Origin of the sequence: Shewanella sp. SM69 (assembly GCF_025653985.1) — a bacterium.
Taxonomy (GTDB): Bacteria; Pseudomonadota; Gammaproteobacteria; order Enterobacterales; family Shewanellaceae; genus Shewanella; species Shewanella oncorhynchi.
Map to the genome: position 1 here is coordinate 173795 of NZ_JAKKRV010000002.1, position 13903 is coordinate 187697.

The 13903-nt window shown below is 45.6% G+C and carries 12 protein-coding genes and 1 pseudogene; 3 read left to right on the plus strand and 10 right to left on the minus strand.

Features of this window, described 5'->3' with window-relative positions:
- Window positions 1–227: 227 nt before the first annotated feature.
- The 9 genes and pseudogenes from L5M37_RS04170 to aroA form a co-directional block, all read right to left on the minus strand.
- Window positions 228–770 carry a DUF2058 domain-containing protein gene (locus L5M37_RS04170; protein WP_263176174.1) on the minus strand — a complete coding sequence of 181 codons (543 nt, stop codon included), beginning with the start codon at window positions 768–770 and terminating at the stop codon, window positions 228–230.
- A gap of 70 nt (window positions 771–840) precedes the next feature.
- Complete coding sequence (locus L5M37_RS04175) at window positions 841–1662, minus strand: SDR family oxidoreductase (protein WP_263199508.1); 822 nt, start codon at window positions 1660–1662, stop codon at window positions 841–843.
- Window positions 1663–1848: 186 nt separating this feature from the next.
- Window positions 1849–2544, minus strand: a complete 696-nt coding sequence (gene pyrF, locus L5M37_RS04180) for an orotidine-5'-phosphate decarboxylase (RefSeq protein WP_263199749.1) — start codon at window positions 2542–2544, stop codon at window positions 1849–1851.
- A 45-nt stretch (window positions 2545–2589) separates the two neighbouring features.
- Complete coding sequence (lapB, locus tag L5M37_RS04185) at window positions 2590–3750, minus strand: lipopolysaccharide assembly protein LapB (RefSeq protein WP_113940394.1); 1161 nt, start codon at window positions 3748–3750, stop codon at window positions 2590–2592.
- 1 nt (window position 3751) lies between these two features.
- Complete coding sequence (locus L5M37_RS04190) at window positions 3752–4027, minus strand: LapA family protein (protein WP_028759876.1); 276 nt, start codon at window positions 4025–4027, stop codon at window positions 3752–3754.
- 122 nt (window positions 4028–4149) lie between these two features.
- Complete coding sequence (ihfB, locus tag L5M37_RS04195) at window positions 4150–4437, minus strand: integration host factor subunit beta (protein WP_006081718.1); 288 nt, start codon at window positions 4435–4437, stop codon at window positions 4150–4152.
- Window positions 4438–4510: 73 nt separating this feature from the next.
- Window positions 4511–6181: pseudogene (gene rpsA / locus L5M37_RS04200) on the minus strand (30S ribosomal protein S1); the annotation flags it as partial.
- A 99-nt stretch (window positions 6182–6280) separates the two neighbouring features.
- A complete protein-coding gene (gene cmk, locus L5M37_RS04205) occupies window positions 6281–6973 on the minus strand; it encodes a (d)CMP kinase (RefSeq protein WP_168827070.1) in 693 nt (230 codons plus the stop codon).
- Between the two features lie 186 nt (window positions 6974–7159).
- Window positions 7160–8440 (minus strand): 3-phosphoshikimate 1-carboxyvinyltransferase, encoded by a 1281-nt coding sequence (gene aroA, locus L5M37_RS04210; RefSeq protein ID WP_219250831.1) that lies wholly within the window; start codon window positions 8438–8440, stop codon window positions 7160–7162.
- Window positions 8441–8875: 435 nt separating this feature from the next.
- On the opposite strand from aroA, the gene L5M37_RS04215 reads away from it, so the two are divergent.
- The 3 genes from L5M37_RS04215 (at window position 8876) to L5M37_RS04225 (ending at window position 12885) form a co-directional block, all read left to right on the plus strand.
- Window positions 8876–10066 (plus strand): amino acid aminotransferase, encoded by a 1191-nt coding sequence (locus L5M37_RS04215; RefSeq protein WP_263199510.1) that lies wholly within the window; start codon window positions 8876–8878, stop codon window positions 10064–10066.
- 375 nt (window positions 10067–10441) lie between these two features.
- On the plus strand, window positions 10442–11998 hold the full coding sequence (locus tag L5M37_RS04220; protein WP_263199513.1) for a YjjI family glycine radical enzyme: 1557 nt from the start codon (window positions 10442–10444) through the stop codon (window positions 11996–11998).
- A gap of 26 nt (window positions 11999–12024) precedes the next feature.
- Window positions 12025–12885, plus strand: coding sequence for a YjjW family glycine radical enzyme activase (locus L5M37_RS04225; RefSeq protein WP_263199751.1), 861 nt, complete (start codon window positions 12025–12027; stop codon window positions 12883–12885).
- Here L5M37_RS04225 and L5M37_RS04230 read toward each other — a convergent pair.
- Complete coding sequence (locus L5M37_RS04230) at window positions 12882–13802, minus strand: LysR family transcriptional regulator (RefSeq protein WP_263199515.1); 921 nt, start codon at window positions 13800–13802, stop codon at window positions 12882–12884. The two genes, L5M37_RS04225 and L5M37_RS04230, sit on opposite strands and share 4 nt — an antisense overlap.
- Window positions 13803–13903: the final 101 nt, after the last annotated feature.

Below are 13903 nucleotides of genomic sequence, written 5' to 3' on the forward strand. Positions count from 1 at the left end.
GTAGACTCTTAAACGTAGGATTAAAACAGTTGTTTTAATTTATACCAGTTCACTGTAGAAAACAATCTCATTACAAATACAGCCGCGAATAATATAAAAGTATGCGAGTGTGCGAGCTAAATATAAATTTAACCCATAAAAAAACCCTTAAGCTTGAACTTAAGGGTCTCTATTTTATAAGCTTTCCCACAGGATTGTCTTAGCGTTAGGTCACAGGCTTGTGGCAATTACCACATTAAATCATCAGGAATTGCGTAATCTGCATAGGGATCATCTTCAACGACCACAGCTTTAGATTCATCCTGTTGCCACAGATAACCACACCACTGCGGCACCAGCAGTTTAACTCGCTCGGCTAACTTATGTGGTACTAAGTAACTCTTATCTTCGTAACGCACTATGCCTAACTGCCCTTTAAGCAATTCTGCCTGCAGTTTTTCATCTATGTATAAAGAATAAATTTTATTATCAAGAGTATAGTTAAATTTCACTTCAGCATAAGCTGGGATCTTAATCGCAGACTTAGTGAACTCTGTGATTAAACCGCGCACCTGTCCACGCTCAGATGCCTCAGCAAAACGTTGCTCATTTAGCACTTTATCTTTTTGCGCCTGCAACCGTTTTTGCTCGGCCACTTCTTGCTTAAAAGCACTTGAGCCATCATCTATTCGTGATTTTTTGTCACGGCGTTTTTGAGTCTTAACATCGCGAACCTTTTGTTTACTGGCAAGCCCTGCTTTGAGTAGCTGCTCTTGTAATGCATTAGCCATGGATCATTACCTACTTAATTTCTATAAAATCAAAGCTCTCGATTTTGAATATCAATAATCTAAAACCAAACTACATTTTTGCGGCCAGTTCGCCAAGCTCTGTCATCGCTATACTGGCGCCGCCAAGTGACCAACCGCCATCAACCGGCAGCACAACTCCCGTAATATAGGAAGCTAATTCAGAGCCTAAGAATAGTGCGGCATTGGCGATATCCTGACCTGCGCCGTTGCGTTTTAGCGGAACGGATTGGGCAACCTTTTGCTGTAATGCGGCGCTGGGGGCAAGGCGATTAAAACCTTCAGTATTGGCGATGGGGCCAGGCATAATCGAATTAATTCTCAGCCCTTCACAGCCCCACTCTAACGCTAAAGTTCGCGTTAGCATATCCACACCCGCTTTAGCCGCACACACATGTACTTGCATTGGCATAGCGATCGAAGCCTGCGGCGCCGAAATCTGGATAATATTGCCATTGGGGCGACGCAGCAAAGGATAAGCCTGCTTTAGCACTTGAAAACTGCCGAGCAAATCAATGTCCATCACCGACTTAAAACCATTGGCTGAAAGCTTTGCGGCGCTGGCGGGGAAATTCCCCGCCGCGCCGCTTACCAGTACATCGATAAAACCAAACTCAGAAGCGATTTTATCAAAACCAACGTCAAGGGCGCTAAGATCGCGCACATCAAAACTCACACCCAAATGAATTCCGTCAGGATTGGCCTGTTGCAACTGCAATACCGCGGCATCGATTTTATCTTGACTACGGCTCCCAACGGCCACATTTGCGCCAGCCTGTGCGAACGCAATGGCAATCGCGAGATTTATCCCACTGGTTCCTCCGACAACGACAACATTTTTACCTTGATAGTTAAACATCGTAGCATTAAACATGGGCGTTCTCCGTGAACAGTGAGATAAGCACTCAGGGTGTGATTCATTATTCTATGCTGTCATTCAAGATACTATTTCAACTTTTATCCATCATATCAAGGATACCAACAAGCGATTCCAAGCCTTTTTTATTTAAACGACCGTCAAACGACTTTCAAACCGCGCTTTAGACGGCTAGTGTGGCGTCTATGCCAATGATTGGTGAATCGCTTGCAATGTTGCTAACGGGTCGGCAGCTTTGGTGATTGGGCGGCCAATCACTAAGTAATCAGAACCCGCTGCTATCGCTTGAGGTGGCGTCATCACCCGGTGTTGATCGCCAGCATCACTGCCAACAGGGCGGATCCCCGGCGTCACGAGTTTGAAATCCTGACCTAACAGCGATTTTAACGCTGTCGCTTCTTGGGCGGAACACACCACGCCATCGAGTCCCGCTTGCTGCGTGAGCTTCGCCAAACGTTGCACATGCTCAAACGCAGGAACATTGATGCCGAGTAATTTAAGATCGTCATCACTCATCGAGGTTAATACCGTGACCGCGATCAGCATAGGCGCTTTATCGCCGTATGGCAGTAAGGCTTTTTTAGCCGCTTCCATCATGGCTAAGCCACCGCTGGCATGTACGTTCGTCATCCATACGCCCAGCTCTGCAGCAGCGGCCACGGCTTTGGCGACAGTATTGGGAATATCGTGAAATTTCAAATCAAGAAATAAATCAAAACCACGATCATGGATATCTTTCACCAGTTGCGGGCCAAACAAGGTAAACATTTCTTTGCCGACTTTAAGGCGGCACATGTTGGGATCGAGTTTTTCTATCAGTTGTAAAGCATGGTTTTTATTATCGTAATCAAGCGCTACGAGGATAGGTTTAGTCGTCATCATCTCTCCAACGAGGTTACACAAACTGTGTATTCTTCTAATAGATTATTCGCCGTCTAGGCCTCGGATCCGTTTAATGCTGCCCCAGTTTTTACAGGAAGGACAATGCCAGTAAAGGGCATGTGAAGGAAAACCACACTCCTTACAACGGTAACTCGGACGGAATTTAATTTGTTGTTCAACGAGCTGCTCTAGCATAGTTAAACTTTGCTTAGCTTGCCCTTCTTCGGCTTGGCGCAAATGCATTTGCATCAAGTGCTGAAAACCTTTCATGGTCGGATGGCGATATAACGCATCGAGTACCATGGTCTCTGCCGCTTTAATCTCATCAAGACTTATCATGTGCTGCGCTAAGGCGACAACCACTGATGCACCCGCACCATCGGCCATGGCCCCTGCGAGTAACTCTTGGAAGCCTTCTTTATCTTGCGTGTCGCGATAAACTTGTTTAGCTGTGGGGATTGCATCGGCAAAAAGCTCGATATCGGCTTTTTTTAGTTGCAGCAGCATTTGCTTACACTGGGCATAATCTTGAATATCGAGGAATTTTTTCGCTAGGGTCAATAATGCACGACCGCATTGAGGATCTTGCTTCAGCGCTTGCTGTAGCAGTTTAATTTTCTGCGCATCATCACTGGCTTCATCGGCTAATTGGCAATAGAAATGTGCCGTTAACGGCTTTAAAACTTGCTGACGCTTACGACTCAAACGCTTAGTGATATCAATGGCTTTCTGCCACTCTTTAATCACCTGATAAATAGCAATAAGCTGAGTTTCAGACTCTTCACTGTGATCGTCTTGGCTGACCAAGTTGATAAAGATTTCTTCAGCCCTGTCGTAAAAACCTGCTGCTAGATAATCTTTACCCAGCTCCATCATAGCGATGTCACGCTGCTCATTAGTTAATGTAGGCCGCGCGATTAAATTTTGATGGATACGAATAGAGCGGTCGACCTCTCCTCGCTTACGGAACAGCGAACCGAGTGACAGATGGGTATCTATGGTTTCATCGTCAACATCTAGCATACTGATAAACAAATCGACAGCTTTATCCGATTCGTTCGACAGTAAGAAATTGAGGCCAGTAAAATAATCCCGGCTCAATTGTTTACGTTGATTACTTTGATTCTGCCTTATGCTCCGTCGCCCCATATACCAACCATAGGCGGCAGCAATGGGAAGCAACAGAAAGAGGATCTCAAGCATATTAGGCGTCTACATCCTGAGGGATTTTAGCGATCACTTGATTTAGTTTCTTTTTAGTTGCCGCTAAACTTAATTTCAAGCGGACAATATAGTAGCTAGCAAATAACCAACTCAAAATAAAACCAGCAAAAAAGACAATCGCTAAGACAACAGGTAAACGATATTCACCCTGTGCGACAAAATAGCTGATGGTCACCACTTGTTCGTTGCGCGCGCCAAAAATCAACGCCAGAATAAATAACAGTGCCACAAGCACAGTTGCTACAAATGATTTCACGCTGCACTCCCTAAACGCGTTTCAATTTAATGATTATCCAAGAAATTTACTAAGCTGACCAGCATTGCCTTGCAATAGATACAAAAAAGCCTCCTAACGGAGGCTTTTTACTATGCGGTCAATCACACATTAACGGCGTCAACACGCTCGCGCAGTTCTTTGCCTGGCTTAAAGTGCGGGACGTATTTACCTTCCAAATCGACTGATGAACCAGTCTTTGGATTACGGCCAGTCCGCGGTGCACGATAGTGAAGCGAGAAACTACCAAAGCCACGGATCTCAATACGATCACCGCTTTCTAATGTTGTTGCCATTTGCTCCAACATTTCTTTGATTGCGCCTTCAACCTCTTTCGCCGACAGCTGCGACTGCCTGGTGGCGAGTTTTTCGATAAGTTCAGATTTCGTCATCCTAGCTATCCCCTATTATCAAGCCAAACACAGTCGCCTAATGGGGAGAGATGTCTCCCCAAACAACAGGCGATTATTTACGAGCTGCTTTAAACGCTTCAGCCATTGCATTGCTAATAACAGCGTCATCTTGTTTGTTCAGAGTCGCCATTACTTCTTTCTCTTCAGCTTCGTCTTTCGCTTTGATTGACAGGCTGATAGAGCGGTTCTTACGGTCAACACCCATGAACTTAGCTTCGATTGCATCACCTACATTATAGACAGTAGATGCATCTTCGATACGCTCACGTGAAATGTCAGCTACACGGATGTAACCTTCAACAGTGTCAGCCAGTTCAACAGTCACACCTTTAGCATCAACAGCAGAAACAGTACCGTTTACGATAGTACCTTTCTTCTTGTCAGCCAAGTATGCGTTGAATGGATCATCTTCAGTTTGCTTAACACCTAAGCTGATGCGCTCACGCTCTGGATCTACAGACAGAACCACTGCATGGATTTCATCGCCTTTCTTGTATTCAGAAACTGCGTCTTCGCCAGTACCGTTCCAAGAAATGTCAGACAGGTGAACTAGACCATCGATACCGCCGTCAAGACCGATAAAGATACCGAAGTCAGTGATTGACTTGATCTTACCAGAAACCTTGTCGCCTTTGTTGTAACGAGTTGCGAAGTCATCCCATGGATTGGTCTTACATTGTTTCAGACCTAGAGAAATACGACGACGCTCTTCATCGATGTCCAGAACCAGAACTTCAACTTCATCACCTAAGTTAACCACTTTAGATGGGTGAATGTTCTTGTTAGTCCAATCCATTTCAGAAACGTGAACCAGACCTTCAACGCCTTCTTCGATTTCTACGAAGCAACCGTAGTCAGTTAGGTTAGTAACGCGACCAGTTAAACGTGTGTTTTCTGGGTAGCGTTTGCTGATTTCTAACCATGGATCTTCGCCAAGTTGTTTCAGACCTAGAGACACACGAGTGCGCTCACGATCGTACTTCAGTACTTTAACGTTGATTTCATCGCCAACATTGACGATTTCTGATGGATGTTTAACACGTTTCCACGCCATATCAGTGATATGTAGCAGACCGTCAACACCACCTAAATCTACGAATGCACCGTAGTCAGTCAGGTTCTTAACGATACCCTTAACTGCTTGACCTTCTTGCAGGTTTTCTAACAGTGCATCACGCTCAGCGCTGCTTTCTGATTCGATAACTGCACGACGAGAAACAACAACGTTGTTACGCTTCTGGTCTAGCTTGATAACTTTGAATTCTAATTCTTTGTACTCTAAGTGAGCGGTGTCGCGAACTGGGCGCACGTCAACTAGAGAACCTGGTAAGAAAGCACGGATACCGTTTAATTCAACAGTGAAACCGCCTTTAACTTTACCATTGATGATACCGATTACAGTTTCAGCATCTTCATAAGCTTTTTCCAGAACGATCCAAGCTTCATGACGTTTCGCTTTTTCGCGAGACAGTTGAGTCTCACCGAAGCCGTCTTCAACAGAGTCAAGAGCTACGTCAACTTCATCGCCAACTTGAATTTCTAAAACGCCTTGAGCGTTTTTGAATTGTTCAGCTGGGATTGGGCTTTCAGACTTCAGACCCGCGTCAACCAGTACCATACCGTTTTTGATTGATACAACAGTACCACGAACGATAGAGCCTGGACGGAATTCCAGAGTTTGAAGGGATTGTTCAAATAGATCAGCAAAAGATTCAGTCATGTTTAGGTTACTTTCTTTATTAAACCACTGTCCGTCCTAGACGTGGAGTCAGTCAAATTATCCGTATCATCCTTAATACGAATACCTATCCGGTGGGCTAACTTAGTTAGTGCCGGATAATTTTTGGTTGATAAAGTTAAGCGCAAGCGCTAGCACTTCATCAATACCCTTACCGCTAGTATCGATAATGAGCGCGTCCTCGGCGGGGACTAAAGGAGCCACCGGACGATTCATATCGCGGTCATCACGTTCGATAATTTCACTTAAAAGGCGCTCGATATTAACATCGAAGCCCTTGTCCTGCAACTGATTATAGCGTCTTTGGGCACGCTCTTCAGCTGAGGCGGTTAAATATAATTTTGCCGGCGCACTTGGGAAAACGACTGTACCCATGTCACGACCATCGGCAATTAATCCTGGCGCCGTTTTAAAGGCCCGTTGGCGACGTAATAAGGCTTCTCTCACCCGTGGAAAGGCAGCGACTTTTGAAGCGGCATTCGAGCACTCTTGGGTGCGAATGTCGTTGGTGACGTCTTCACCTTCCAATATCACTTGAACCGGATCTTTATCATTGCCTGTTAGAAACTTCACATCCAGATGTGCCGCTAACAACGTGATAGACTCTTCATTTTCCAGTTCAACGTTATGATGAATTGCTGCAAGCGCAAGAACTCGGTAAATGGCACCACTATCAAGTAGTTGCCAACCTAGATGCTGAGCCAATAATTGACTAATTGTACCTTTGCCAGCACCACTTGGGCCGTCGATTGTGACTACAGGAGCCCGTTCAGACATACATTCCTCCGCAAAAAATAACCATCATCCGTGAGTTCATCAAGTGAGCCCCCGAAAATGAGCGCGCCGCATTGTACAACAAAAGACAAACAAAATCCGTGGATTTTTTATGAAGATTAGCAGCCGCACAAATACGGCTTGCTATTCTTGGCATCGATGGTTGTCACAATGACGAAACAAACAGACTTAGCCTTGCAGGCTCGCAAACTGCTTAAAGTAGTCAGGGAATGTTTTAGAAGTACAGTCAGGATCATTGATGGTGATACCGCAATCGGCAAATGCCAGCATAGAAAAGCACATGGCCATGCGGTGATCATTGTAGGTATCAATTTCAGCGGTGTTAATCACGGCAGGCGGAGTGATTTTAATGTAGTCATTCCCCTCTTCAACCTCGGCGCCCACTTTTCGCAGTTCAGTTGCCATAGCCGCTAACCGGTCGGTTTCTTTAATACGCCAGTTATAGATATTGCGAATAACCGTCGTGCCTTTAGCAAATAAGGCTGCGGTTGCAATGGTCATGGCCGCATCGGGAATGTGGTTCATGTCTAAGTCGACGGCCGTTAATTGGGAGCCACGTGCAATAATATAGTCATCGCCCCACTCGATATCTGCGCCCATTTTTTCGAGCACATCGGCAAATTTTACATCGCCTTGAATACTCAAACGGCCCACACCCGTGACTTTGACTTCGCCGCCCTTAATCGCCCCTGCCGCGAGGAAATATGATGCCGATGACGCATCGCCTTCTACCAGTACTTTACCCGGTGATATATAACGCTGGCCTGCAACAATCTCAAAACGCGCGTAGTCATGGTTAATGACGTTAACGCCGAACTGCGCCATCAAGGCGATAGTGATATCGATATAAGGCTTAGAGACTAACTCACCTTTGACATGGATATTGACGCTGCCCTTAGCAAGCGGCGCCACCATCAACAAAGCCGTTAAAAACTGGCTCGATAAATCGCCTGCAATTTCAACATCACCGCCATTAAGGCCTGTGGCATTAATTGTCAGTGGCGGGAAACCGTCATTTTTAAGATAAACAATATTGGCACCGAGTTGCCTTAAGGCATCGACTAAATCGCCAATCGGACGCTCTTCCATACGTGGTTCGCCCGTGAGGGTAAATTCACCTTGGCCTAAGGTTAAGGCGGCGCATAAGGGGCGCATTGCGGTTCCCGCATTGCCTAAAAACAATTCCTGCGCGGATGCTGAGGAAATCACACCACCTAAACCATCGAGTTCACACACAGTATTGTTTTGCGATAAACGGTAGTTCACCCCTAACTGCTTGAGGGAGGCCAACATGTGGCGGATATCATCTGAGTCGAGCAGATTGGTGAGCGTAGTCGTACCTTGGGCTAAGGTGGCCAATAATAAGGCTCGATTTGAAATACTTTTTGAGCCCGGAATATTGATTTCACCGCGGACTTGCACAACAGGTTCAAGACGTAATTGCTTCATGAATAAATCTTCTTTCTCTATAGGGCGTCATCATCACGATCACGCGGACTGAATACGCAAAATGGCAACTTCACGCTACAGCGCGTCAAGTTAAGATTACAAATAAAAGGAGATTGGGGCCTTGTTGGTGCTTCGTCGTTATAAAATTACCGATTGTCGCTAAGGATTCAACCGTTTTTTCGAGAAAAATGGCATTTTGGTCAGATTATTTGCTGAGATCAGTGTAAAAATAACAAAAACGCAAAATTTAAGCGGTTAATTTATGATTTAATCGTATTTTTGGCAGACTTTTTTGCCAAGATAACTGGTGTGTAATCACAGTTTTCACTTTAAATACTTTACCTTTCCGCGCTATTCTAAGCTCCAAACGATAAATAACGCATATCTGATACAAACAATCACGTTTGCACTATAACCAGAAAGGTAGATGGAGCTATGTTTAACTCACTCATCGCAATGCCAGCAGATCCCATCCTTGGCTTGTTGACTCAGTACCGCGAAGACACCCACCCGCAAAAAGTTGATTTAGGTGTGGGCGTTTATAAAGATCCTACCGGCGTTACTCCTATTCTAAGCTGCGTGAAAAAAGCCGAGAAATTCCGTCTCGATACCGAAACCACTAAAGTGTATATCGGTCCAACCGGCTCGCCACAATTCAACACCTTGATGACTGAACTCGCCTTTGGTGCTGGTCACAGTGCCATCATAGCTAACCGTATCCGCACTGTATCGACACCCGGTGGTACTGGTGCACTGCGCGTGGCCGGCGACTTTATCAAGCGCTGCAACCCGAATGCGGTGTTATGGGTAAGCGACCCAACTTGGGCTAACCATGTCGGTTTGTTCGAAGCGGCTGGCATTACCGTTAAAACCTATCCGTATTATGACTACGATAGCAAATCATTGAAATTTGATGAGATGCTTGCTGCCCTATCGCAAGTGAGTCCAGATGATGTGGTGTTATTCCACGCCTGTTGCCATAACCCGAGCGGAATGGATTTAACCACAGAACAATGGGATAAAGTGGTTGCCCTGACAAAAGAGCAAGGCTTTACCCCACTGATTGACATGGCATACCAAGGCTTTGGTGATGGCGTTGATATTGATGCCTACGGCGTGCGTCAAATGGCGGCAGCGGTCGATAATATGATCCTTTGCAGCTCATGCTCGAAAAACTTCGGTTTATACCGTGAGCGTATCGGTTCGTGTTCTGTGATTGCCAAAGATGCCAATACCGCCAATGTCGCGCAATCTGTGCTGCTTTATGTGGTTCGCTGCCTCTACTCTATGCCACCTGCCCATGGCGCGGCGATTGTTGAGACGATTTTAGGATCAAAAGAATTAACCCAAGAATGGCTTGATGAGCTGAAAGTGATGCGCGATCGCATCAACGGCAACCGCGCCATTTTAGTGGATAAACTTAAAGCCAATGGCGTAAACCGTGACTTTAGCTTTATCGCCCGCCAAAAAGGTATGTTCTCTTTCCTTGGGGTGGCTCCAGAGCAAGTAGCGCGCCTACAAAAAGAATTCAGCATCTATATGGTAGGTTCAAGCCGCATCAGTATTGCTGGGATCAGTGAAGATAACGTCGATTACTTAGCCCAATCAATTGCTAAAGTGCTCTAAGCGCCGCTGAGTTTATCTGCACCGCTCACTCTGCTGTATTCCCGCAATAAAGGGATACAGCAGAGTTCATTTACCGCCTAATGTGTTAAATTTTTCATTCATCCCACCCGATCAGTTTTGGCAGTTCATTAACCTCAGTTTCATATTCACAATATGACAAGCAAGGCCACGTCTCACTGTTCAAGCATTTATTTTTAATCGTAAAACCACATTCTAGTGATTTTGACATCGCGGCGTTATCGCAATAAGCCACAAATTGTGACCTCGGTCGGCGGATTTCCATTTCATTAATCAGGACTGCGGCAATTTTCACTTTTTAAAGCCAACGCCACTGAGTAGATTAGTGGTTATCATAGAACTTGTGGATATTCCGCCATGTTATTACCAGATAGATTAGTGCAAATCGTCACCAACCCGCTGCTTTCACCCAAGCAAAAATCCAACTATTTAGCATTAGAAGCGGAAGCCAGTTTGCCCTATATGTCGATATCGCCCGAGGTAAAAGCGGCGATGAATGACGGTATTATTTGCGACATGTTTGAAGGCCATGCGCCGTTTAAACCACGCTATGTGTTGCCAGATTATGCCCGCTACCTTCAACAAGGCTCTGAATACTTAGAGTTATCTGCGGCAAAAAACTTGGACGAAGCCATCAATGCCTTAACGATTCTGTATCATCACGTGCCATCGGTGACCAATATCCCCGTGTATTTAGGTCAGCTGGATGACATTTTGATGCCTTTCGTTGAAGGAATAGATGCGGAAGTCCTTTATCGTAAATTAAAACTGTTCTGGATCATGCTCGACCGAACCCTGCCCGATGCCTTTATGCATGTGAATATTGGCCCTACAGATAACATCGTTTGCCGCACCCTACTGCGCATTGATGCCGAGTTAAAACAAGTTGCCCCCAATTTGACCTTTATGTACGACCCCGCCGTCACACCGGATGAATTGTTGTTGCTTGCGACCACCAATATTTGTCAGTGCAGTAAGCCGCATATCGCGAATTACCCTCTGCATGCCAGTGCGTTTGATGAGCGCGGTTTTGGTATTGTCAGTTGCTACAACGCGTTGCCGTTAGCGGGCGGCGCCAATACCTTAGTTCGACTTAATCTTAAAGAAGTTGCGTTAAAGGCCAATTCTATAAACGATTTTTTTGATACTGTATTGCCAAACTACTGCTCACTCACCTTTGAGCTCATTGAAGCGCGCTCGGCATTTTTGCATCAAGAATCACACTTCTTTGACAGCTTTTTAGTTAAAGAGCAATTGATCGATGAATCGCGCTTTGCACCCATGTTTGGTATTTACGGCATGGCAGAAGCCGTGAATATTCTGCGGACATTCACTGCAACTGATGCAACGAAGTTATCTCAACGAGATCAACACACTGACTATGGTCATCAGGCAGATGCAAATCAACTTGGCTACCGTATTTCTGCTGCGCTCGATGCCATAGTGAAATCCACACCCGTCGCACATGGTTACCATGGGCGGGCACTACTGCATTCACAGGGCGGTATTAGTATCGACAACGATGTGACTCCTGGCGTTCGCATCCCCTATGGCACTGAACCGAATCCCATCGCCCATATTCAAGCCCTAGCGCAACATCATCAGTATTATACGGCGGGGATTAGCGATATTTTGACCATAGATGAAACCGTGAAATCCAATCCTCAAGCCATGTTCCAACTGTGTAAAGCCGCACTTGAGTTAGGTTTTAGGGAGTTTACCGCCAATGTCGCCTCTAACGATTTAATGCGCGTGACTGGCTATATGGTAAAACGCTCAGATATTGAAGCGTTTAAACAGTGCGGCTCGCGTCTCAATACCACAGGCTTAGCCGCAGAAGCTGCGGTTAATACGGGAATATTGCAACGCCAAGCACGAGTTATCGCCCATGAGCACTCCCCCCTGTGTTGTTAAATGAACCGGCCATAAATAAACAGGCAATAGTCAGTCAGCTATTGCCCTTTTCCTGTGTCGACGGGCCTGGCAGCAGGCTCGTGTTATTCTTGCAGGGCTGCAACTATCAATGCAAAAACTGCCATAACCCACATACCATAGGTTTATGCGATGCCTGTGGCGAATGTGTCGCCACCTGCCCTGACAATGCGCTGACATTAATAAACCTCAATGATAAGCCTCGCATTCACTGGGATAGTGAGCGTTGTAGCCAATGCGATACCTGCCTTGCCGTGTGCCCGAAACAAGCGAGCCCTAAGGTCTGTCGTTACACAGTCGAGGAGATACTGACGATTCTCCATAGTCAGCGTCACTTTATTAATGGTATTACGGTTAGCGGCGGCGAAGCGAGTCTGCAACTGCCATTTATTCTTGCGTTATTTAAAGGAATTAAGGCGACAGAGTCGTTATCACACTTAACTTGCATGCTCGACACCAATGGCAGTTTGAGCCTAACGGGATGGCATAAACTGCTGCCGTTTTTAGATGGCGCTATGGTGGATCTTAAAGCGTGGCAACAGGATACCCATAGGTATATTACCGGTCGTGATAACCATGCCGTGTTCAAATCAATCCAATTATTAGCTAAACAGCAAAAACTGTATGAGGTGAGATTGCTGCACATTCCGAGCATCACGGATTACGAGGACGAAATAGACGCACTAGCGACCTATTTACTTCTGCTAGGCCCAGATACACGAGTTAAGTTAAATGCCTTTCACCATCATGGTGTTGTCGATGAAGCACTCAATTGGCCAAGCTGTAAACAAGCCGATATTGAACGCTTAGCCGCAACGCTTGCAAAGCGAGGCGTAACCAATCTCGTGTTACCTTCCATATACCTTTAACGACTGCAAAGCAAAATTTGCTCATAAAGCCAGCGTAGTGCGGGATCTTTCATGCTTTGACTATGCCAAACTAGGCTGTAAGCCACTTTGCCATATTCTATGGGTAAAGATTTAATCGTTAAGCCTTGAGCTTGGCTAGCGATGGATGCCCAGCGGCGCGAGCAGGTAAAGAGCAACTCACTGTGATGGCACATTAACGCCGCACTGCCAAAGTCTGGGACCGAAATGGGAACGGCACGTTTTTTAGATTGCTGGGCGAGCAAAATATCAAAAAAAGGCGTACTGAGATCCGTATCGGTAATGCCAATATGGCTAAAACTCAGGTAATCATCGAAGCTGATATGCGGCTGTTTAGCCAAGGGATGGGATGAATTCATCAGGCAGATCATTTCATCGCTAAACAAGGTTTCCCACACCAGATCGTCTTGAAGAGGTTTAGGTTGACTTAGATCATGGGGTAACAGCACAAAGTCTAATGTACCTTTAAGCAATCCATCAAAACCAATATTGTCTTTACTGTAAATATCGAGGCGGATATTAGGAGCCAAGCTCAGAATATGGGCACTGAGCTTGGCGGCCAGCAGTTCAAAGGTGCTTTCTCGCATCGCAAGCGAAAAACGCCCCTCAAAATGAGCAGGGTTAAACGCATCCTGACTCATGATCTGATTCATATCATTGATCATCTGTTGCACGCTTGGCCCTAATCGTCTTGCCAATGGGGTTGCTACCAGTGAGTTGCCGTTACGATAGAACAGTTCATCGTTTAAACTGTCCCTGAGCTGGCTTAAGGTTTTACTGACGGATGAGGGGCTTAAACATAAACGTTCGGCGCTGGCGGTTACACTCAGGGTATCGAGCATCACATGCAAAGTGATCAAATGCTTCATACTAATCCGCGAAAGCTTGGCCAAATCCATCTGTAACATCCTATTGATTTATCGTGTATACACATCTAAAGATACGTTCTTTTAATTATGATAAACAATAATATACAACTAACCCAGCATCTTACTCAGTA

Excerpts from the sequence above, each read along its gene's own strand:
- L5M37_RS04175 (WP_263199508.1), bottom strand. The coding sequence starts at position 1,662 with ATGTTTAATGCTACGATGTTTAACTATCAAGGTAAAAATGTTGTCGTT.
- L5M37_RS04215 (WP_263199510.1), top strand. The coding sequence starts at position 8,876 with ATGTTTAACTCACTCATCGCAATGCCAGCAGATCCCATCCTTGGCTTG.
- L5M37_RS04230 (WP_263199515.1), bottom strand. The coding sequence starts at position 13,802 with ATGGATTTGGCCAAGCTTTCGCGGATTAGTATGAAGCATTTGATCACT.
- ihfB (WP_006081718.1), bottom strand. The coding sequence starts at position 4,437 with ATGACGAAATCTGAACTTATCGAAAAACTCGCCACCAGGCAGTCGCAG.
- cmk (WP_168827070.1), bottom strand. The coding sequence starts at position 6,973 with ATGTCTGAACGGGCTCCTGTAGTCACAATCGACGGCCCAAGTGGTGCT.
- pyrF (WP_263199749.1), bottom strand. The coding sequence starts at position 2,544 with ATGACGACTAAACCTATCCTCGTAGCGCTTGATTACGATAATAAAAAC.
- lapB (WP_113940394.1), bottom strand. The coding sequence starts at position 3,750 with ATGCTTGAGATCCTCTTTCTGTTGCTTCCCATTGCTGCCGCCTATGGT.
- L5M37_RS04170 (WP_263176174.1), bottom strand. The coding sequence starts at position 770 with ATGGCTAATGCATTACAAGAGCAGCTACTCAAAGCAGGGCTTGCCAGT.
- aroA (WP_219250831.1), bottom strand. The coding sequence starts at position 8,440 with ATGAAGCAATTACGTCTTGAACCTGTTGTGCAAGTCCGCGGTGAAATC.
- L5M37_RS04220 (WP_263199513.1), top strand. The coding sequence starts at position 10,442 with ATGTTATTACCAGATAGATTAGTGCAAATCGTCACCAACCCGCTGCTT.